General features: G+C 64.4%; 22 protein-coding genes. 14 read left to right on the top strand and 8 right to left on the bottom strand.

Annotation, left to right across the window (positions count from 1 at the left end):
* Positions 1-47 precede the first annotated feature (47 nt).
* Entirely contained in the window at positions 48-410 is a 363-nt protein-coding gene (locus CK222_RS00220; protein WP_067323786.1) for a DUF805 domain-containing protein, read from the top strand.
* Positions 403-780, top strand: a complete 378-nt coding sequence (locus tag CK222_RS00215) for a DUF805 domain-containing protein (protein ID WP_067003040.1) — start codon at positions 403-405, stop codon at positions 778-780. The genes CK222_RS00220 and CK222_RS00215 overlap by 8 nt, the downstream gene beginning before the upstream one ends.
* A 149-nt stretch (positions 781-929) precedes the next feature.
* On the opposite strand, the gene CK222_RS00210 is transcribed toward CK222_RS00215, so the two are convergent.
* Positions 930-1,895: a 2-dehydropantoate 2-reductase gene (locus CK222_RS00210; protein WP_095799015.1), complete on the bottom strand. Its 966-nt coding sequence runs from the start codon at positions 1,893-1,895 to the stop codon at positions 930-932.
* A 188-nt stretch (positions 1,896-2,083) separates the two neighbouring features.
* Here CK222_RS00210 and dapE point away from each other — a divergent pair, with 188 nt between their 5' ends.
* Positions 2,084-3,283: a succinyl-diaminopimelate desuccinylase gene (gene dapE, locus CK222_RS00205; protein WP_095799014.1), complete on the top strand. Its 1,200-nt coding sequence runs from the start codon at positions 2,084-2,086 to the stop codon at positions 3,281-3,283.
* A gap of 2 nt (positions 3,284-3,285) precedes the next feature.
* The gene (locus CK222_RS00200; RefSeq protein ID WP_067323778.1) at positions 3,286-3,891 is read left to right on the top strand and encodes a transporter; all 606 of its coding nucleotides are present in this window, start codon (positions 3,286-3,288) and stop codon (positions 3,889-3,891) included.
* Here the strand turns inward: CK222_RS00200 and truA are convergent.
* From truA to def, 4 genes are read right to left on the bottom strand one after another with little or no spacing between them, the layout of a single operon-like run.
* Entirely contained in the window at positions 3,888-4,676 is a 789-nt protein-coding gene (truA, locus tag CK222_RS00195; RefSeq protein WP_095799013.1) for a tRNA pseudouridine(38-40) synthase TruA, read from the bottom strand. The genes CK222_RS00200 and truA overlap by 4 nt on opposite strands.
* A 23-nt stretch (positions 4,677-4,699) precedes the next feature.
* Complete coding sequence (locus CK222_RS00190; RefSeq protein WP_067323775.1) at positions 4,700-5,206, bottom strand: N-acetyltransferase; 507 nt, start codon at positions 5,204-5,206, stop codon at positions 4,700-4,702.
* Positions 5,203-6,138 (bottom strand): methionyl-tRNA formyltransferase, encoded by a 936-nt coding sequence (gene fmt / locus CK222_RS00185; RefSeq protein ID WP_095799012.1) that lies wholly within the window; start codon positions 6,136-6,138, stop codon positions 5,203-5,205. The genes CK222_RS00190 and fmt overlap by 4 nt, the downstream gene beginning before the upstream one ends.
* A gap of 6 nt (positions 6,139-6,144) precedes the next feature.
* Complete coding sequence (gene def / locus CK222_RS00180; protein WP_067323765.1) at positions 6,145-6,675, bottom strand: peptide deformylase; 531 nt, start codon at positions 6,673-6,675, stop codon at positions 6,145-6,147.
* Positions 6,676-6,778: 103 nt separating this feature from the next.
* Here def and CK222_RS00175 point away from each other — a divergent pair, with 103 nt between their 5' ends.
* The gene (locus tag CK222_RS00175; protein WP_095799011.1) at positions 6,779-8,029 is read left to right on the top strand and encodes a DNA recombination protein RmuC; all 1,251 of its coding nucleotides are present in this window, start codon (positions 6,779-6,781) and stop codon (positions 8,027-8,029) included.
* Between the two features lie 15 nt (positions 8,030-8,044).
* Here the strand turns inward: CK222_RS00175 and CK222_RS00170 are convergent, their stop codons facing one another.
* Both CK222_RS00170 and CK222_RS00165 read right to left on the bottom strand, forming a co-directional pair.
* The gene (locus CK222_RS00170) at positions 8,045-8,449 is read right to left on the bottom strand and encodes a GFA family protein (protein ID WP_095799010.1); all 405 of its coding nucleotides are present in this window, start codon (positions 8,447-8,449) and stop codon (positions 8,045-8,047) included.
* Between the two features lie 34 nt (positions 8,450-8,483).
* A complete protein-coding gene (locus CK222_RS00165) occupies positions 8,484-9,443 on the bottom strand; it encodes a cation diffusion facilitator family transporter (RefSeq protein ID WP_095799433.1) in 960 nt (319 codons plus the stop codon).
* A gap of 247 nt (positions 9,444-9,690) precedes the next feature.
* Between CK222_RS00165 and CK222_RS33330 the strand changes: the two genes are divergently transcribed.
* Both CK222_RS33330 and sugE read left to right on the top strand, forming a co-directional pair.
* Positions 9,691-9,816 (top strand): hypothetical protein, encoded by a 126-nt coding sequence (locus CK222_RS33330; protein ID WP_082953831.1) that lies wholly within the window; start codon positions 9,691-9,693, stop codon positions 9,814-9,816.
* Between the two features lie 172 nt (positions 9,817-9,988).
* The gene (gene sugE / locus CK222_RS00155; protein WP_095799009.1) at positions 9,989-10,327 is read left to right on the top strand and encodes a quaternary ammonium compound efflux SMR transporter SugE; all 339 of its coding nucleotides are present in this window, start codon (positions 9,989-9,991) and stop codon (positions 10,325-10,327) included.
* A 65-nt stretch (positions 10,328-10,392) separates the two neighbouring features.
* On the opposite strand, the gene CK222_RS00150 is transcribed toward sugE, so the two are convergent.
* The gene (locus tag CK222_RS00150) at positions 10,393-10,821 is read right to left on the bottom strand and encodes a DUF6481 family protein (RefSeq protein ID WP_095799008.1); all 429 of its coding nucleotides are present in this window, start codon (positions 10,819-10,821) and stop codon (positions 10,393-10,395) included.
* A gap of 226 nt (positions 10,822-11,047) precedes the next feature.
* On the opposite strand from CK222_RS00150, the gene CK222_RS00145 reads away from it, so the two are divergent.
* The 7 genes from CK222_RS00145 (at position 11,048) to pmtA (ending at position 19,025) form a co-directional block, all read left to right on the top strand.
* Positions 11,048-12,100, top strand: coding sequence for an LLM class flavin-dependent oxidoreductase (locus CK222_RS00145; protein WP_095799007.1), 1,053 nt, complete (start codon positions 11,048-11,050; stop codon positions 12,098-12,100).
* 91 nt (positions 12,101-12,191) lie between these two features.
* Complete coding sequence (locus tag CK222_RS00140) at positions 12,192-13,361, top strand: AI-2E family transporter (RefSeq protein WP_067003075.1); 1,170 nt, start codon at positions 12,192-12,194, stop codon at positions 13,359-13,361.
* A gap of 88 nt (positions 13,362-13,449) precedes the next feature.
* A complete protein-coding gene (locus tag CK222_RS00135) occupies positions 13,450-13,641 on the top strand; it encodes a hypothetical protein (RefSeq protein ID WP_245322439.1) in 192 nt (63 codons plus the stop codon).
* Positions 13,642-13,644: 3 nt separating this feature from the next.
* Positions 13,645-14,643: an LLM class flavin-dependent oxidoreductase gene (locus CK222_RS00130; RefSeq protein WP_067323751.1), complete on the top strand. Its 999-nt coding sequence runs from the start codon at positions 13,645-13,647 to the stop codon at positions 14,641-14,643.
* A 386-nt stretch (positions 14,644-15,029) separates the two neighbouring features.
* Complete coding sequence (gene dnaK / locus CK222_RS00125; protein WP_095799006.1) at positions 15,030-16,946, top strand: molecular chaperone DnaK; 1,917 nt, start codon at positions 15,030-15,032, stop codon at positions 16,944-16,946.
* Positions 16,947-17,166: 220 nt separating this feature from the next.
* Positions 17,167-18,297, top strand: a complete 1,131-nt coding sequence (gene dnaJ / locus CK222_RS00120; RefSeq protein ID WP_095799005.1) for a molecular chaperone DnaJ — start codon at positions 17,167-17,169, stop codon at positions 18,295-18,297.
* A 122-nt stretch (positions 18,298-18,419) separates the two neighbouring features.
* Complete coding sequence (gene pmtA / locus CK222_RS00115; protein WP_095799004.1) at positions 18,420-19,025, top strand: phospholipid N-methyltransferase PmtA; 606 nt, start codon at positions 18,420-18,422, stop codon at positions 19,023-19,025.
* Positions 19,026-19,084 lie beyond the last annotated feature (59 nt).

Raw genomic sequence — 19,084 nt, 5'->3', positions numbered from 1 at the left:
CTCCACCGGCGCGACATTCCGTCGCGCTGGTTCAACGGAGGGGCGTCATGGACTGGAAGTATCTGCTGACGAGTTTCGACGGCCGCATCAACCGGGCCAAATTCTGGGCCGGCATCGGCATATTCATCGTCATCGCCATCATTGCGTTCATTCTCGACTCGATCCTCGGCACACGTTTCACCACCGCCGGCGGCGACCAGATCGGCATCCTCGGCATCCTCGTCGCGCTGGCATCGATCTATTTCGCGATTGCTCTCTATGCCAAACGCTGGCACGACCGTAACAAGTCGGGCTGGTGGACACTGATCGGCCTTATACCCATCATCGGCGGCATCTGGCTGCTCATCGAACTGGGCATGCTCGAAGGCACCAGGGGCGCCAATCAATACGGACCGGACCCGCTTGCCTGAAAAAGCAGACTTCATCTGGCTCTTCTTCAAAACCTCGGGCCGCGTCAGCCGCGCGGCTTATTTTCTCGGCGGATTGCTGGTTGCTATCGTCCAGGCCTTTCCGCTTTATCGCTTCACGCTGGTGCCGGAAGGTTCGGCCGAGAGCAACATGTGGTCGTTCGTCTTCTTCCTCACGTTCCTCGCCTCGTTGTGGTCGAACGTCGTGCTGGCAGTGAAGCGGCTGCACGACCTCGACAAGCCGGGCATCGCGGCGCTGGTGCTGTTCGTTCCCGTCGTGTCGATCGTTGCCTTCCTGGTGCTCTGCCTGTTTCCGGGACAGCCCGGATCCAATCGCTACGGCAGCCGCACGAATGCGCCGGCCGACCGCTAGCGCCGGATGATTTTTAGGTCGTTTCGACCTCAAATCTGATCCGGCTCTAAATCACAGAGATAACGCGTGATGTAATCGGTCAATGACGATGTCGCCATCCTTGGCGTCAACGAGACCGAGAATTTGAGCTCGAACCTGTCGCGCAAACATCACGCTGATCGAGGACCGCGGCTGACCTCGTCGGGCGTCAATCCGGGCGGACCGCGCCTGTTCGCTTCCGCCTGACGCACCAGCGCCATGATGCGCTTCGTCACAGGCGCCGGCACGCCGGTCTTTTGCGCGAGCCGCAGGATCGCTCCCTGCAATTCGTCGACCTCGGTCGGCCGACGACGATGGAGATCGTCCCACATCGAGGAGCGCGCCTTGGGGTCGATCGCCAGCAGCCGCCGGGCCAGGATTCCGAACAGCCAGTCCGGAAGCCGCAGCACTTTCGGCAGCAGCCATGGGGGCGGCCCAGCGATGCGCGCCGGCTCGATACGACAAGCTTTCATTGCGGCCAGCGCCTCGTCGATCTGGTCCGCCAGAATGACGCGCCAGCCGCGGTCCGCCAATTCGGTCGCCAGCGGCAGATCGGAGAGCGCGACCAGCGCATTGTTGAGGTTCATCAGCAGTTTGCTCCACTGCACCGCCCTCATGTCGGCATGGGTTTCGACCCCAAGTCCTTCGACATTGAGCAGTGCTGAAAGGCCGGGCTCAGTATTCTCGATGATGACGATGCCGTCGCTGGCGCGGCGGACGCTGAACGGCGTCTCGCCATCCGGCGATTGCAAGACATTGAACGCAACCATACCGGCAAGCACGCGATGCGCGGGAAGCGCTCCACACAGTTTGTCCGGATTGTCGACGCCATTCTGCAGGCTGATAACAATGGCATCGGGGCGGGCATGAGCCGCAACAAGCGCCGCCATCTCCTCGGTCGCGCCGCTCTTTACGGTGACCAGAACGATATCCGCGTTGCGCAGCGCCAGCGCCGGATCGTCGCTGACCGCCAGCGTCTCAGGCCCGATGCGTCGGTCGCGGCCGTCAAGATCGCTGATCCGCAGCCCGTCCTTGCGCAACGCCTCCACAATGCGGCCGCGGCCAAGGAAGACGACCTTACGCCCGGCGAGCGCCAGGCAGCCGCCGACATAGCAGCCGGATGCTGCCGGCGCCGGCTATCGCGATCGTCTTTCCTTCTTTGGCCATGCGATCATCCCGTCCTGGCCCGCGCGACTATACGACACGACAACCATATTGTCGGCGGCTTGCTCGGCGAACATCTGCCACCGTGACAGGCCTGCCGCTTTCGACTATCGCTTTGCCCATGAAATTGCCGACCGACCCTGCCCAGAACCTTGCCGCCCTGATCCGCTGCCCTTCCGTGACGCCCGCCGAAGGCGGCGCGCTGCAGACCTTGGAAGACATGCTGAAGCCACTCGGCTTCGCCGTCGAGCGGCCGATATTCTCGGAAGATGGCACGCCGAACATCGAAAATCTCTATGCGCGCCGCTCCGGCAACGGCCCACATCTGATGTTTGCCGGCCATACCGACGTGGTGCCGGTCGGCGACGAGGCGGCGTGGACGCATCCGCCCTTTGCCGCCGAGATCGCCAATGGCGAGATGTATGGCCGCGGCGCCGTCGACATGAAAGGCGGCATCGCCTGCTTCATCGCCGCGGTGGCGCGCCACATCGAGAACAATGGCGGCCCGAAAGGCTCGGTCTCGCTGCTGATCACCGGCGACGAGGAAGGGCCGGCCATCAACGGCACGGTGAAGCTGCTCGACTGGGCTGCCGCCAAGGGCGAGAAATGGGACGCCTCGATCGTCGGCGAGCCGACCAATCCGGATGCGCTTGGCGATATGATCAAGATCGGCCGGCGCGGCTCGCTCTCCGGCAGCGTCATCGTCAATGGCCGTCAGGGCCACGCCGCCTATCCGCAACTTGCCGACAACCCGGTGCGCGGGCTTATGAGCCTTGTCGACGCGCTGCTCCATCCGGTGTTCGACAGGGGAACAAAGGATTTCCAGCCGACCAATCTGGAAGTGACGTCGATCGACGTCGGCAACCCGGCGACCAATGTCATCCCGGCCAAGGCCACCGCCACGTTCAACATCCGCTTCAACGACACTTGGGATGCCGAGACCGTCCAGGCCGAGATCCACAACCGGCTCGACCAGGCGGCGGGCCGCAAGAAATATCGGCCGGGCAAGAAGACCGCCGTCGACTACGAGGTTGTCTGGCGAGACCGGCCGAGCCATGTCTTCCTTACCCGCGACGAAAAGCTGATCGACACGCTGAGCGGTTCCGTGGCCGCGGTGGTCGGCAAGAGGCCTTCGCTCTCCACCTCCGGCGGCACTTCGGATGCGCGTTTCATCAAGGATTTTTGCCCGGTGGTCGAGTTCGGGCTGGTCGGCAAGACCATGCACATGGTCGACGAGCGCGTGGCGGTCGCCGATCTCGAGACGCTGACAGGGATATACGAGCGCTTTATCGAGGACTGGTTCGGACAAGGTCTGACGTGACCATGCTCTCAACGGACGAAACCTTTGCTTCGCTGGCCGGCGCCTGGCGGCTGATGCTCGGCAGGGCCGACGGCCTGCGCATGCTCGATCTGTCTGCGGACGGTTTTTGGAATTCCTTCTTCGCCATCGTCGTGGCGGCGCCGGCGCTGATCGTCGGCTGGGTCGGCATCGCCAATGAGATAGGCGATCCGAATGCGTTCGCCGGGCGGCTCGGCATGCTGCTCCGGCTGGCAACCGTCGACATCGGTTCCTGGGTGCTGCCGCTGGTGGCGCTTGCGCTGGTCGCGCCGCGCGCCGGCATCGGCGGCCGCTTCGTCCACTACGTCGTCGCCTCCAACTGGGCCTCCGCGATCATCGCCTGGCTGATGCTGCCGTCGGCACTGCTGAGGCTGTTCCTGCCCTCGACCGACGAGGTCAGCGGCCTGGTCTCGCTGCTTCTGTTCGCGCTGTCGATGGTGCTGACCTGGCGCATGACCAACGCGACGATCGGCAAGGGCGCGGCTGCCGGCACCGCGGTGTTTGTCGGCATGTTCGTCGCCTCGCTGCTCGTCTTGTTCGGGCTGCAGGCGCTGCTCGGCATCGACATTCCGGACGGCGCGAGGGGCTAGGTCTCCGCGTCCTCTGCCGCGGCGGGTTTGTCAGCCGTCGCCGGATAATCCACCCCGACCAAGAACAGGCCGTCGGGCGGCGCTACCTGTCCGCAGGCTGCCCGGTTGCGCGCTTCGAGCGCTGCCTTGAGATCGGCGGCGCTCCAGGAGCCGTCGCCCACCCTGCGCAGTGAGCCGACCATCGAGCGCACCTGGTTGTGCAGGAAGGAGCGCGCCGAGGTTCGCACCTCAATGAGATCTCCGGCGCGGGTGACATCGAGACGGTCAAGCGTGCGCACCGGGCTTTCGGCCTGGCACTGGGTGGAGCGGAAGGTGGTGAAATCGTGCCGCCCGAGCAGCACCTTCGCCGCCTCGTGCATGGCCTCGGCATCGAGCCGTTTCGGTACCCACCAGACCTTGCCCTTTTCAAGCGCCGACGGGGCGCGGCGGTTGAGGATGCGATAGAGATAATGGCGGCCGGTGGCCGAAAACCGCGCATCGAAATCGTTGGCGACGACGGCAGCCTTGAGGATGGCGATGCGCGCGCCGGCTGCCTGCAGATGGGCGTTGACGGCGTCGCGCACCTTGTCGCCCGCCCAGTCCCTGGCCAGATCCACATGGGCCACCTGGGCGGTCGCGTGCACGCCGGCATCGGTGCGGCCGGCGGCACGTATTCGCACCTCTTCGCCGCAGAACTTTTCGATCGCCTGCTCGATCGCCTGCTGCACCGAAAGCTGGTCCGCCTGATGCTGCCAGCCGGCGAATTGGCTGCCGTCATATTCGATATCGAGTCGAAAACGCGGCATGCCAGCTCTGCGTTCGCGCTCGCCTAGGCGGCCAGCGCGGTGAAGGCCGAAGCGTATAGCAGTCTGCCGGCCTCGGGCGCGTCGCCCCAGGCCAGCGCCTGCAGCGCCTCGCCCTGGTATTCGCTCTCGAATTTCTCGGCGCGGGCGTGGGTGTAGCCGAAGCGGCCGTAATAGGCCGGATCGCCGAGCACCACCGCCAAAGCCTCGCCGGCTTCCTTCAGGCGGACATGCGCCTCGCGGATCAGCGCGCCGCCGATGCCGGTGCCGTGGAAGGACGGCTCGACGGCCAGCGGCGCCAGCGCCACGGCCGCGAAGCGCTTGCCGCCGTTCTGCACAAAAAGCCTGGAAAACAGGATGTGGCCGACGACCTGGCCATCTTCTTCCGCAACCAGCTCGACGACGGCGTCGCCGCCGGTGACCAGCGCATCGACCAGGCCGGCCTCCGCCTGCTGGCCGAAGGCATGCTCTTCGACGAGGCGGATCGCCTCGCGATCCCGCGGCGTCGCCGCACGTATCGACATCATGCTCATTGGAGTTTCGTTCCTTTTTCGATCTTGGCCCCGCGCAAAAACTCCTGCGCGGCGGCGGGCCTTCCACCCGCCCGTTGAACTTCGACCAGCCGCACCGCGCCTGACCCGCAGGCGACCGTCAGCCGATCATCGAGAATACCTCCCGACTCGCCGACGCCGTTGGAAAGCGTCGAGCGAAGCAGTTTCAGCCGCTCCACGCGGCCACCAATTTCGACCTCGCACCACGCGCCCGGAAAGGGCGAGAGGCCGCGAATGTGATTGTGGACTTCGCCGGCAGGCCGCGTCCAGTCTACGCGTGTCTCCGATTTATCGATTTTTCGGGCGTAGGTCACGCCCTCTGTCGCCTGGGGGGCAAATGTCAGACAATTTATCCCCAACTGTGCGAGCGCATCCACCATCAGCGAGGCGCCTCGAGCCATGAGGAGGTCATGCAATTCCCCGGCGGTCATATCGGGACCAATGGCGCATTTTTCAACCAATGCCACCGGGCCGGTGTCCAGCCCCTCTTCCATGCGCATCACCATCATGCCGGTTTCGACATCGCCGGCCATGATGGCGCGCTGTATGGGAGCAGCACCGCGCCAACGCGGCAAAAGTGAGGCATGGCCGTTGAGGCAACCGAGCCTGGTGGCCTCAAGAACGGGTTTCGGCAGAAGCAGGCCATAGGCGACGACCACGGCGACATCGGCCCGCAAACCGGCAAAGGCCTGCTGCTCGGTCTCTGCCTTGAGCGATGTCGGCGTGCTCACCTCGAGCCCGAGCCGTTCCGCCTCGCGCTGCACGGGCGAGGGCGTCAATTCCAACCCGCGCCGGCCGGCGGCGCGCGGCGGCTGCGTATAGACGGCGGCAATCTCGTGGCCGGCCTCGGCGATGGCGCTGAGCGTCGGCACGGAAAACTCCGGCGTGCCCATAAAGATGACGCGAAGGGGCATGCCCTTCTAGCCCGCCATCTTGCCCGGCGCCTTGTCCTTGGCGAGCTTCTTGAATTTCCTGACCACCATGTCGCGCTTCAGCTTCGAGATGTGGTCGATGAACAGCACGCCGTTAAGATGGTCGATCTCGTGCTGCAGGCAGGTCGCCATCAGGCCTTCGGCCTGCATCTCCTGCAGCTTGCCCTCGCGGTCGAGATATTTCACCCGCACCGCCGCGGGACGCTCGACCTCGGCATAGTAGTCAGGGATCGACAGGCAGCCTTCCTCATAGACCGAGCGCTCGTCGGAGCTTTCGAGGATTTCCGGATTGATGAAGACATGCGGCGCCGGCGGCTCGCCTTCCTTGGCGAGGTCGATGACCAGCAAACGCCGCGGCTCGCCGACCTGGATCGCCGCCAGCCCGATTCCCGGCGCGTCATACATGGTTTCCAGCATGTCGTCGGTGAGCTTGCGCAAGTCACCGTCGACGCGCTCGACCGGTTTGGAAACCTGGCGCAGGATTGGATCGGGAAGGATGATGAGCGGCTTGATCGACATGGCGTCTCACCTAAGACGTCGATGGAAAAGCGTCAACCGGGGCGGCTTTGACTTGTTCACGTTTTGATCTGTGCCAGCAGAGCGAATCGGTTATGCTGCCCAAATGAACGACATGACCTCGATCCTTTCGCAGCCCGTCGCGCGGCTCGGCGCCACCACAATCAGGCTCGGCGAGGCGCTTGGCTTCGGAGCGCTGCTGCTGCTGGCGCTGTTCCTGGCGCTCGTCATCGCGTTGTGGCGCGCGGGAAAGGCGCGCGCGGCAGCGGCGGCCGAAGCGGCCGACCATGCCCGCGACACCGAGGCCAGGATGGCGGACATTCTTCAGGCGCAGGCCGAGATGCAGGGTCGCATGGGCGCGATCGCCGAAGTGTTCGGCGCCAGGCAGGCCGAGCTCACCCAATCGCTCGGACAGCGGCTCGACGCCATGACCGGCCGCCTTGGCCAGACCATGGCCGAGCAGACCAAGTCGACGCATGAGAGCCTGGCCAAGCTGCAGGAGCGGCTGGCGGTGATCGACACGGCGCAGGGCAACATCCAGTCTTTAGCCGGACAGGTCGTGCAGCTGCAGGCGATCCTCTCCAACAAGCAGACTCGCGGCGCCTTCGGCCAGTCGCGCATGGAGGCAATCATTGCCGACGGCCTGCCGCACGGCGCGTACGAGTTCCAGGCGAGCCTTTCCAACGGCAGCCGGCCCGACTGCCTGGTGCGGATGCCGAACGGCGCACCGATGCTCGCCATCGACGCCAAGTTTCCGCTGGAGGCCTGGAATGCCATTCGTGCCGCCGAAGCCGCCGACTTGCAGAAGGCGGCGGCGCAGGCGTTCCGGCGCGACATCGAGGTGCATATCCGCGATATCGCGGAAAAATACCTGATCCAGGGCGAGACGCAGGACACCGCCTTCATGTTCGTGCCCTCGGAATCGGTGTTCGCCGAGATTCACGAGAATTTCGAGCCCGTGGTGCAGAAGGCGCACCGCGCCCGCGTCGTCATCGTCTCGCCGTCATTGCTGATGCTGTCGATCCAGGTCATCCAGGCGATCCTGAAGGACGCGCGCATGCGCGAGCAGGCGCATCTGATCCAGGGCGAGGTCATCCGCCTGATGGAGGACGTGGCGCGAGTCGACGAGCGCGTGCGCCGGCTGCAGACGCATTTCGGCCAGGCGGCCAGGGATATCGACGATATCCTCGTCTCGACGACGAAGGTCACCAAACGCGGGCAGAAGATCGAGGCGCTGGAGTTCGCCGAGGGCGAACCCGAACCGCCACGCGGTCCTGCCAAGGTGGAGGCGGGCGCGCGCGTGGCCGATTCCAAGACGGGTCAGCTCAGGCTGCGCGTCGTCGAAGGCGACGACTGAGCTGCCGTAACTCCGTTACTGCTCCTCGATGGTCGTGATGCCTTCGATTTCCGGCAGCCAGTGCAACGCCGAGCGGTGCCAGACCTGCCTTCTCGGCACCAGTTGGTCGCGCTGGCGCGCCGTGCCCACCCTAATGCCGTAGATTTTCGGTCCATCGCCGATCGACGTGGCATAGAGATGCGATCCGCATTCGCCGCAAAACCCCTGCGCGCGCTTGGCGCGGCTGGATCCGGTCTTGATGTAGACCTTCGGCGTGCCCTTGGTAATCCGGTAATCCTCTTCTGGCGCGCCCACTGTCACGCGAAAGGCCGTTCCCGTCAGTTGCTGGCAATCGGTGCAATGGCAGATCGAGGTCTTTTCGGGATCGACCTCCGCTTCGTAGGTGATGGCGCCGCAATGACACCCGCCGTCGATTCTCATTCGGCTTGCTCCCAAAAGATTGCTTCTCTCAAATCTAGTCTTCTTCGGAGCCCCCGGCGATAGCCTTACGCCTGCGCTCCCATGTGCCAGTCGCCTGCGGCTTGACGAACAGCCTGGCGATTTCGGGCATGTCGCTTTTCAGTCGCGCCTCCAGGCGTTCAACGCAGGCTTCGATCTCAGGCGCCGTGAGATGATCCTCGAATTCGATGCTTAGGCCTGCGACGATCTCCTCCGGGCCGATATGGACGCTCAGTATGCCGTTCGCCCGCTGCACGGCCGGGTCTTCCTGAGCGATCGCCAGAACCTTGCGGTGCACCTCGGGCGAAGCAGGCTCACCGATGAGCAGACCCTTGCTCTCGCGCGCCAGGAAGATCGCGGTCGCGCCCAGGATGATCGCGATGCCGATCGAGCCGGCGCCGTCGAGCTCGGGGATACCCAGGAGCCCGGCAGACAGGATGCCGAGGAAGGCGACGACCAGGCCGAGCAGCGCGGCGCTGTCCTCGAACAGCACGGTGTAGACGCTGGGGTCTTTGCTGCGGCGCACCGCCTGAAACCAGCCCTGCTTGCCCTTCTGCTGGCGGAACTCCTTCAGCGCCACCAGCCAGGAACTGCCTTCGAACAGAAAAGAAAGACCAAGCACGATGTAGTTGACCTTGGCGTTGACGACCGGTTCCGGCGCCATGATGTGGATGACGCCCTCGTAGAAGGAAACGCCGGCGCCAAGCGCGAACACCAGCAGGGCGACAATGAAGCTCCAGAAATAGAGTTCGCGTCCATGTCCGAGCGGATGCGTGAGGTCGGGCGGGCGCGCGGCACGGCGCATGCCGTAAAGCAGAAGCGCGCCATTGCCCGTGTCGACCAGCGAATGCACCCCCTCCGACAGCATGGCTGAAGAGCCTGTGAAGAATGCTGCGGCGAATTTAGTCAGCGCGATCGCAATATTGCCGGCGAGCGCGGCGTAGATCACTCTTTTCGAGCCGCTATGCCCTGCCATGCGCTTCCGATCCTCTTCCAAGTGGGAGCTTAGCGGCCGCCGCCCAAAGCTCCACCGACAATGCGCCAGCCGCTCCGAGGTTCAGATGCCCCTATGCATTTCTGTTGCCTGATCGATCCCAAGGTCGCGGGATGAAGGGAAAACGGTTGACATAGCGCAAGCCGGCTTTCGAAGCTGCAAGCGGCCTCTTGCGGTCGGGCGCTTCTCTTGTTTCACTTGTGCTGCCCACAAATCGGAGGAGCGAATCATGGCGAAAGGTGCGATGAAGGCGGGCAAGGAACCCCGCAAGCCGAAAAAGGACGCCAAGAAACCGGCCGCGGCCCCGGCTCCGAAGGCGCCGCCGGTCAAGGCGATGCGCATCAAGGAGAAGTAGGCCGTCAGCGCGGCCGATCCGTCTCGATGCGGATTTGAACCGGCGGCATGCCGAATGCTGCCGGTGTTTTGTTGATCGGGGTACAGAACTCACTATATCGGTACCGCGAGGACGACCTCGCTTCCCCGAAACCCGGCCGGGACGACCCGCCACGTCAAACGTCGAGCATTCGATGCTCGATCGATGGAGCGTTCGCGATGCCTGGATCTTCCTTTTCTTCGCCGGCCTGTTCGAGATCGGCTGGGCGATCGGCCTCAAATATACCGATGGTTTCTCGAAGCCGCTGCCGACCGTGCTCACGATCGTCTCGATGATCGTCAGCCTTGGCCTGCTCGGGCTTGCGTTGAAGACATTGCCCGTCGGCACGGCCTATGCGGTATGGACCGGCATCGGCACTGTCGGCACGGCCTTGCTCGGCATCTGGCTGCTCGGCGAGCCGGCGACCGCAGTGCGGCTTGCCTGCATCGGCCTGATCGTCTGCGGCATCGTCGGGCTGAAGCTCGTCGGCTGATGTAGCACGAACGCGTTCAGGGCCGCTCCTGGCGACCCTGACTCATTTTCGAAACGAACTCGAACCTAGCGGGCCGAGAAGCCCGGAGGCGTGCGACCGACGCGCGCCTTGCGGGCGGCGTAGCGCGCATCGCGCTTGGCCTTGCGTTCGGCCTCCTCGGCGAGCAGGCGGGCGATGCGTTCGGTTTCCTCGGCTTCGCGGATCTTGGCCTCGGCAGCCGCTGCCGCTTCGGCAGCAATACGGGCCGCTTCGGCCACTGCCTCGCGTTCAGCCTTCTCGGCCGCTTCGCGCGCCAGCTTTTCCTGCTTCAACCGGGCCTTCTCGGCCTCGCGGATAGCACGGGCCTCGAGGATCGCCTTGCGTTCCGCCTGACGCGCCAGAACCGCTGGGTCGTCCGCCGCCGGCTTTGACTTGAAGCGCTCCAGGAGCGCCTTCTTTGCCTCGTTCGCGGCGTTGCGCCGCTCGAATATGTCTTTTTCCCTGTAAATAGCCAAGTCCACTTCCCTGAAGTCAATTCGCGACGCTTACATACGCGCGAAAGCGGTGAGTTCAAGCGCCAAAACGGTATGCCAGCCATGAAAATCTGGGCTGTTGCCGTCGGGATACGTCGTCGCGGCGCGATGCACTGTTCACAAATCGCGCCTCTGGCGGCTCTGGGGGCCGGTCGCTACCTCTAGCGCCAACAATCAACGCCCAAGCGGCGCATCAGGATGCATGAAAATGGAACTTGGCCTATACACTTTCGCGGATGTCAGCCCGGAGCCGGGCCCCGGCGCCATCGGCCCGCACGAACGGCTGCGCAACCTGATCGAGGAGGTCGAGCTGGCCGACCAGGTCGGTCTCGACGTGTTCGGCCTCGGCGAACACCATCGCCCCGACTATGCAGCCTCGGCGCCGGTCGTGGCGCTGGCCGCGGCCGCGGAGCGGACGAAGCGGATCAAGCTCACCAGCGCGGTCACGGTGCTTTCTTCCGACGATCCGGTGCGGGTCTTCCAGCAGTTCGCGACGCTCGACCTTCTGTCCGGGGGCCGCGCCGAGATCATGGCCGGGCGCGGCTCCTTCATCGAATCGTTTCCGCTGTTCGGTTACAATCTCGAGGACTATGACGAGCTCTTCGCCGAGAAGCTCGATCTCCTGCTTGCCATCCGCGACCAGGTGAAGGTGACGTGGCAGGGCAAGCTGCGCGCGCCGATCAACGGCCGCGGCGTCTATCCCCGACCTTTCCGGGACAAGCTGCCGATCTGGATCGCTATTGGCGGGACGCCGCAGTCCGCCGCCCGCGCCGGCGTGCTCGGCCTGCCGCTGGCGCTTGCCATCATCGGCGGCGAGCCGGCCCGCTTCGCGCCGCTGTTCGAGATCTATCGCGAGGCGGCAAGGCGCGCCGGCAACGATCCCGCCTCGCTCGCGACCAGCTTGAACGTGCATGGCTTCGTCGGCGAGACGACCGAGAAGGCGGCCGACGATTTCTACGCACCGCAAGCCGAGGTGATGAACCGCATCGGCCGTGAGCGCGGCTGGGGGCCGACCTCGCGGGCGCATTTCGATCAGGCGCGCGGGCCGAACGGCGCGCTGTTCGTCGGCGATCCCGAACAGGTGGCGGAAAAGATCGTCGCCCAGCACAAGATCTTCGGCAACGACCGCTTCCTGTTGCAGATGGCGATCGGCACCATGCCGCATGCCAAGGTCATGAAGGCGATCGAGCTCTACGGCACCAAGGTGGCGCCGGTCGTGCGCAAGGAAACGGTGAAGGCCGCGCCGGCGCCCGTCGCCTGAGCACGCCTGCCCAGCAAGATGCGCCCTCACCGCCGGCTAAGGAACCTTGGCGGCGGCGCGTACGTTTTCCTCGGCGATCGCGAGGGAACGGATGAAGGTCGAAACGAGCGCTTCGGGTTCGAACGTTGCCGAAAGCCCGGACGAGCGCGCCAGCGCCCGCGCCGAATTGCGCCTGATTCGATTGCTGCTGATCGGCATCTTCGTGCTGATAACGATCGCCGCGCTTTATTTCGCCCGCGCCTTCTTCATGCCGGTGATCCTCGCCTTCCTGCTGGCGCTGACGCTGACCCCGATCGTGCGCTTCCTGCGCAAGCGCGGCATCCCCGAGGTGGCCTCCGCGACACTGCTGGTGTTGCTGTCCCTCTTCGTCTTCGCCAGCGCCGGTTACCTGCTCAGCGGCCCGGTCATCGACCTCATCAACAACAGCTACTCGATCGGCGAGCAACTCACCGAGCGGCTGGCGCCTTTCAAGCGTCCGCTCGAGAGGGTCATGGATCTCTCGCGTCAACTGCAGGCCCTGACCGAGACATCGCAGGAACCGGGTGTGCAGAAGGTCGCGCTGGCGCCGTCCGGCATCCTGTCGACGGCGGCCAGCAACATTCTGGGAGCCGGCACGAGCATCACCCTCGTCTTCGTGCTGTCGCTGTTCCTGCTCGCCTCCGGCACCTTGTTCTACGAGAAGATCGTCCAGTCCTTCGCCCACCTCAGCGACAAGAAGCGCGCGCTGCGCATCGTCTATGACGTCGAGCACGAGATTTCCCATTACCTGCTTACCGTGGCGGCCATCAACGCCGGCCTCGGCACGGTGATCGGACTTGGCCTTTGGGGACTTGGGATGCCGAACCCGCAGGTCTGGGGCGCGGCCGCGGCGCTGCTCAACTTCCTGCCCTATGTCGGCGGGCTGATCACCTTGCTGCTGGTCACGATCATCGCGCTGATCAGCTTCGATACGATCCCCTACGCGTTGCTGGCACCCGCCTTCGTTTTGTTGTGCGACATCGTCGAGGGGCAGTTCGTGACCCCGACGGTGGTCGGCCGGCGGCTCGAGATAAACGCGGTGGCGATCTTCATCGCCATCGCCTTCTGGTCCTGGCTCTGGGGTTTCGTCGGCGCGCTGATGGCGGTGCCGCTGCTGGTGGTCATCAAGGTGTTCTGCGACCATTTCGATGGCCTCAGCCATGTCGGCAATTTCCTCGCCGCGCAGCAGACCATGGCGATCGACGACGAGGCCGGCGATAACAACCACAAATCCGGCGCGTGAGGCCTGGCCCAATCAGCATGTCCGGCCGGCTGTTTGCGGCGCCCATGGCGAGTGCCTATATCGGTCCGGTCTAACCGGACCCGCCTGCATGAATGACTTCGGTCTCGCGCTGCGCAACAACCGCCTGTCTATCCACCATCTCGGCGGCCGCAGCGAGCAGCGGGAAATCGCCTCGGCGACCGAACTCGCCGACGTGCTGGAGGGCCAGTTCGCCATCGTCATTCCCGACCGCGCCGAATTCGAGGCCCGGTTGCGGCAGAAGCAAATCGTGGAGACCTGACCAATGACGGCCCTTTCGGTTCTCGACCTGTCGCCGATCACGCAAGGCAGCGATGCCTCGCGGTCGCTGGCCAATTCGCTCGACCTTGCCTGCCATGCCGAGCGGCTTGGCTACAAGCGCTACTGGCTCGCCGAGCACCACAACATGCCGGGCATTGCCAGTGCCGCGACGTCGGTTGTCATCGCCCATATCGCCGGCGGCACCAAGACTATCCGCGTCGGCGCCGGTGGCATCATGCTGCCCAACCATGCGCCGCTGATGATTGCCGAGCAGTTCGGCACGCTGGCAGCACTTTTCCCCGGCCGCATCGATCTCGGCCTCGGTCGCGCGCCAGGCACCGATATGATGACGGCGCGGGCGCTTCGCCGCAACCTGGAGGCCAGCGACAACTTCCCCCAGGACGTGGTCGAGCTGATGGGCTATTTCCAGCCGGCCGAGGAAGGTCAGCGCATCCGCGCGGTGCCGGGCGAAGGCCAGGACGTGCCGGTCTGGATCCTTGGCTCCAGCCTCTATGGCGCGCAGCTCGCGGCGCTGCTTGGGCTGCCCTATGCTTTCGCCTCGCATTTCGCGCCGGCCGAACTCGACCACGCGCTGGAGGTCTATCGCACTCGCTTCCAGCCGTCGGCGCAGCTCGACAAGCCTTATGTGATGCTCGGCCTCAATGTCTTTGCGGCACCCACCGATGCCGAGGCGAAGCTTTTGTTCACCTCGCTGCAGCAGGCCTTCGTCAACCTGCGCAGCGGCCGGCCCGGCCAGCTGCCGCCGCCGGTCGAAAACTACGACCGCGACCTTGATCCCGTCGCCAGATCCATGCTGGCCCAGGCGCTGTCCTGTGCCGTCGTCGGCGCGCCGGAGACGGTCCGCCAGGGCATCGACGCCTTCGTGCGCCGCACCGGCGCCGACGAATTGATGGTGACGGCGCAGATGTTCGACCACACCGCGCGGGTGCGCTCCTTCGAGATCCTCGCGGACGTGCGCAGATCGATGTCGCAAGCCGCCTGACCGCTGGCCGCCTGTCGACCGGGGGGCGCAAGCGATCGCGGAAAACACATCTTTCTGAAGCTCCACGGAACTCCGTTCGCAGGCATTCACGCCCGGATCATGGCGACTGCGACGTTTTTGCCCGCGCCGGATTTACCTCGGTCCGGGCGTATCGGGCGGCAAATCGGCCGCAAAATTGGCGATTTAGCACCGTTCCCGGCAGGGGATCGGCTTGGTGGATGCGTTGCGCAGGATGCTTGCGCCTCGTGCCGCCTGTTCTTATATACGCGCCAACCGCCCGGCCTTGAAAACCCGGGGACCGTGGCGGAATTTCTTGTGAACAGGGGCTTTCGTCGGAACGCCTTATTCAGGGTCCTGAGAGCCTGCTTAGAGGAGAGACTAGAACAATGGCAAAAGTAATCGGTATCGACCTCGGAACCACCAACTCCTGCATCGCCATCATGGACGGCAAGGAGCCCAAGGTTATCGAGAATGCGGAAGGCGCGCGCACGACCCCTTCCATCGTCGCCATCAACAGCGATGGCGAACGCCTCGTCGGCCAGCCGGCCAAGCGCCAGGCGGTCACCAATCCTGAAAACACCATCTTCGCGGTCAAGCGCCTGATCGGCCGCCGCTATGACGATCCGGTGACGGAGAAGGACAAGAAGCTTGTCCCCTATAAGATCGTCAAGGGCGACAATGGCGATGCCTGGGTCGAGGCCGGCGGCAAGAAGCTTTCGCCCAGCCAGATCTCGGCCATGATCCTGCAGAAGATGAAGGAAACGGCTGAAGCCTATCTCGGCGAGAAGGTCGAGAAAGCGGTCATCACCGTTCCGGCCTATTTCAACGATGCCCAGCGCCAGGCGACCAAGGACGCCGGCAAGATCGCCGGCCTCGAAGTGCTGCGCATCATCAACGAGCCGACGGCTGCCGCACTTGCCTATGGTCTGGAGAAGAAGGACGGCAAGACCATTGCCGTCTATGACCTTGGCGGCGGCACGTTCGACATTTCGGTGCTCGAGATCGGCGACGGCGTCTTCGAGGTGAAGTCGACCAACGGCGACACCTTCCTCGGCGGCGAGGACTTCGACATGCGCCTGGTCGAGTACCTGGCGGCCGAGTTCAAGAAGGAGCAAGGCATCGACCTCAAGGCCGACAAGCTCGCCCTGCAGCGCCTGAGGGAAGCGGCCGAGAAGGCCAAGATCGAGCTGTCGTCGACGACGCAGACCGAGATCAACCTGCCCTTCATCACTGCCGACGCCAGCGGGCCGAAGCACCTGACGATGAAGCTCACCCGGGCGAAGTTCGAGAGCCTGGTCGAGGACCTCGTGCAGCGCACCATCGACCCCTGCAAGGCGGCGCTCAAGGATGCCGGCCTGAAGGCGGGCGAGATCGACGAAGTGGTGCTGGTCGGCGGCATGACCCGCATGCCCAAGATCCAGGAGATCGTGAAGCAGTTCTTCGGCAAGGAGCCGCACAAGGGCGTCAACCCGGATGAGGTGGTCGCGCTCGGCGCCGCCATCCAGGCCGGCGTGCTGCAGGGCGACGTGAAGGACGTGCTGTTGCTCGACGTGACGCCGCTGTCGCTCGGCATCGAGACGCTGGGCGGCGTTTTCACCAGGCTGATCGAACGCAACACCACGATCCCGACTAAGAAGAGCCAGGTGTTCTCGACGGCCGAGGATTCGCAGTCGGCGGTGACCATCCGCGTCTTCCAGGGCGAGCGCGAGATGGCGGCCGACAACAAGCTGCTCGGCCAGTTCGATCTGGTCGGCATTCCGCCGGCTCCGCGCGGCGTGCCGCAGATCGAGGTCACCTTCGACATCGACGCCAACGGCATCGTCAACGTCTCGGCCAAGGACAAGGGCACCGGCAAGGAGCACCAGATCCGCATCCAGGCTTCGGGTGGTCTGTCCGATGCCGACATCGAGAAGATGGTGAAGGACGCCGAGGCAAATGCCGAGGCCGACAAGAAGCGCCGCGCCCTCGTCGAGGCCCGCAACCAGGCCGAATCGCTGGTGCATTCGTCCGAGAAGTCGCTGAAGGACTATGGCGACAAGGTCTCGGAGGCCGACCGCACCGCGATCGCCGACGCGATTGCGGCGCTGAAGTCCGCAGCTGAAGGCGATGACGTGGCCGATATCGAGGCCAAGTCGCAGTCGCTCGCCGAAGCTTCGATGAAGCTTGGCCAGGCCATGTACGAGGCCTCGCAGAAGGAAGCGGCCGAAGCCGACGCCAAGGCGGACGCCGCCAAGGATTCGGACGTGGTCGACGCCGACTTCGAGGAAATCGACGAAGACGACGACAAGAAGAAGTCGGCCTGAGCCGGCTGACGGCCACATAATGCGAAAAGCCCGGCGCAAGGCCGGGCTTTTTTGCAACCTTCACCGAAAAAGTGCGGACCTGGCCCAAAAATTGACGGAAAAACACCGGTGAGCACGGCTCGGCTCTGGCATCCGGGCAACATCGCTCCTAAATCGAACAACGTGCCGGCGACGACGCGACAATGCTTGAAGACATTGAGCATCCGGACAGCGGGAAAAAATGAAAGCTGATTTCTACGAAACGCTGGGCGTGCAAAAAGGCGCCGACGACAAGGAGCTGAAGAGCGCTTTCCGCAAACTCGCCATGCAGTTCCATCCCGACCGCAACCCCGGCGACCATGCCTGCGAGCACAAGTTCAAGGAAATCAACGAAGCCTACGAGACGCTGAAGGACCCGCAGAAGCGCGCGGCCTATGACCGTTTCGGCCACGCCGCCTTCGAGCAGGGCGGCATGAACGGCGCAGCGCACGGCTTCGGCGCCGGCGGCTTCGCCGACATCTTCGAAGACATTTTCGGCGACATGATGGGTGGCCGCCAGCGCCGCTCGTCGGGCGGCCGCGAGCGCGGGGCCGACCTGCGCTACAACATGGAAATCTCGCTGGAAGAGGCGTTTTTGGGCAAGACGGCGCAGATCCGCGTGCCGGCATCGATTTCCTGTTCGGAATGCTCCGGCAGCGGCGCCAAGCCCGGCACGCAGCCGGTCACCTGCGCGATGTGCCACGGCCATGGCAAGGTGCGGGCAACGCAAGGCTTCTTCTCGATCGAGCGCACCTGCCCGCAATGCCAGGGGCGCGGCCAGACGATCAAAGACCCCTGCCCGAAATGCGCCGGCCAGGGCCGCGTCACCGAGGAGCGTTCGCTGTCGGTCAACATCCCGGCCGGCATCGAGGACGGAACTCGCATCCGGCTTGCCAATGAGGGCGAGGCCGGCCTGCGCGGCGGCCCATCGGGCGACCTCTACATCTTCCTTGCCGTCAAGCCGCACGAATTCTTCCAGCGCGACGGCGCCGACCTCTACTGCAAGGTGCCGATCTCGATGACGACCGCCGCCCTCGGCGGCTCGTTCGAGGTCACCACGCTCGACGGCACTCAGACCAAGGTGAAAGTGCCGGAAGGCACCCAGAACGGCCGCCAGTTCCGGCTGAAGGGCAAGGGCATGCCGGTGCTGCGGCAGCTCAATGTCGGCGATCTCTACATCCAGACGGCGGTCGAGACGCCGCAGAACCTGTCGCGGCGCCAGCGCGAGCTCCTGGAAGAGTTCGAGCAGCTCTCCTCGAAGGACAATTCGCCCCAGTCGAGCGGCTTCTTCGCCCGCATGAAGGACTTTTTCGAATCCTTCGGCGAGCCCTGAGTGGGGTGCGACAGGGGTTGACGCGCTGCCTCAGCGTCATCAACATCTTATGCCAGATCTTGCCTTGCCTTGTTCCACCTAGCTGCTAAGTACCGGGTCGGGGAGCGTTGAGGAGAGCTCGCATGGCACGTGGTCCCGGGTTGCGCAAAGCGCTGGCGGAAAAATTCGACGACGAGCTGAAGTTCTTCAAAGGCTGGATCGACAAGCCGAAAGCTGTCGGCTCGATCGTTCCCACCAGTTCCGTGACCGCCCGCAAGATGGCCTCGATCGTCAACCCGAAATCGGGCCTGCCGGTGCTGGAGGTCGGCCCCGGCACCGGCGTCATCACCCGCGCCATCCTCGCCCAGGGCGTGAAGCCGGAGAACCTCTACGCGATCGAATACTCGACCGACTTCGTGCGCCATCTGCGCCGGCTCTATCCGCGCGTCAACGTCATCGAGGGCGACGCCTTCAACCTCGACGCAACACTCGGCGACAAGCGCGACTTGGTGTTCGATTCGGTCGTCTCCGGCGTGCCGCTGCTCAATTTCCCAGTCGCCCAGCGCATCGCCTACATCGAAAGCCTGCTCGACCGCATTCCCGTCGGCCGGCCGATCGTGCAGCTGACCTACGGCCCGCTGTCGCCGATCCCGCCCGGCCGCGGCGACTACACGGTCAAGCATTTCGATTTCATCATCCGCAACATTCCGCCTACGCAGCTGTGGATCTACCGACGCGAGGCATGTTGACCGAAAGCGCTTGGCCATCGAAAGCGCTTGGGGATTGATCGCTCTTCGGCCTATACGTC

Source organism: Mesorhizobium sp. WSM3866 (assembly GCF_002294795.1).
Lineage (GTDB): Bacteria > Pseudomonadota > Alphaproteobacteria > Rhizobiales > Rhizobiaceae > Mesorhizobium.
Note: the sequence above shows the minus strand (reverse complement) of the source record. Positions and strands in the feature narration are given on the sequence as shown.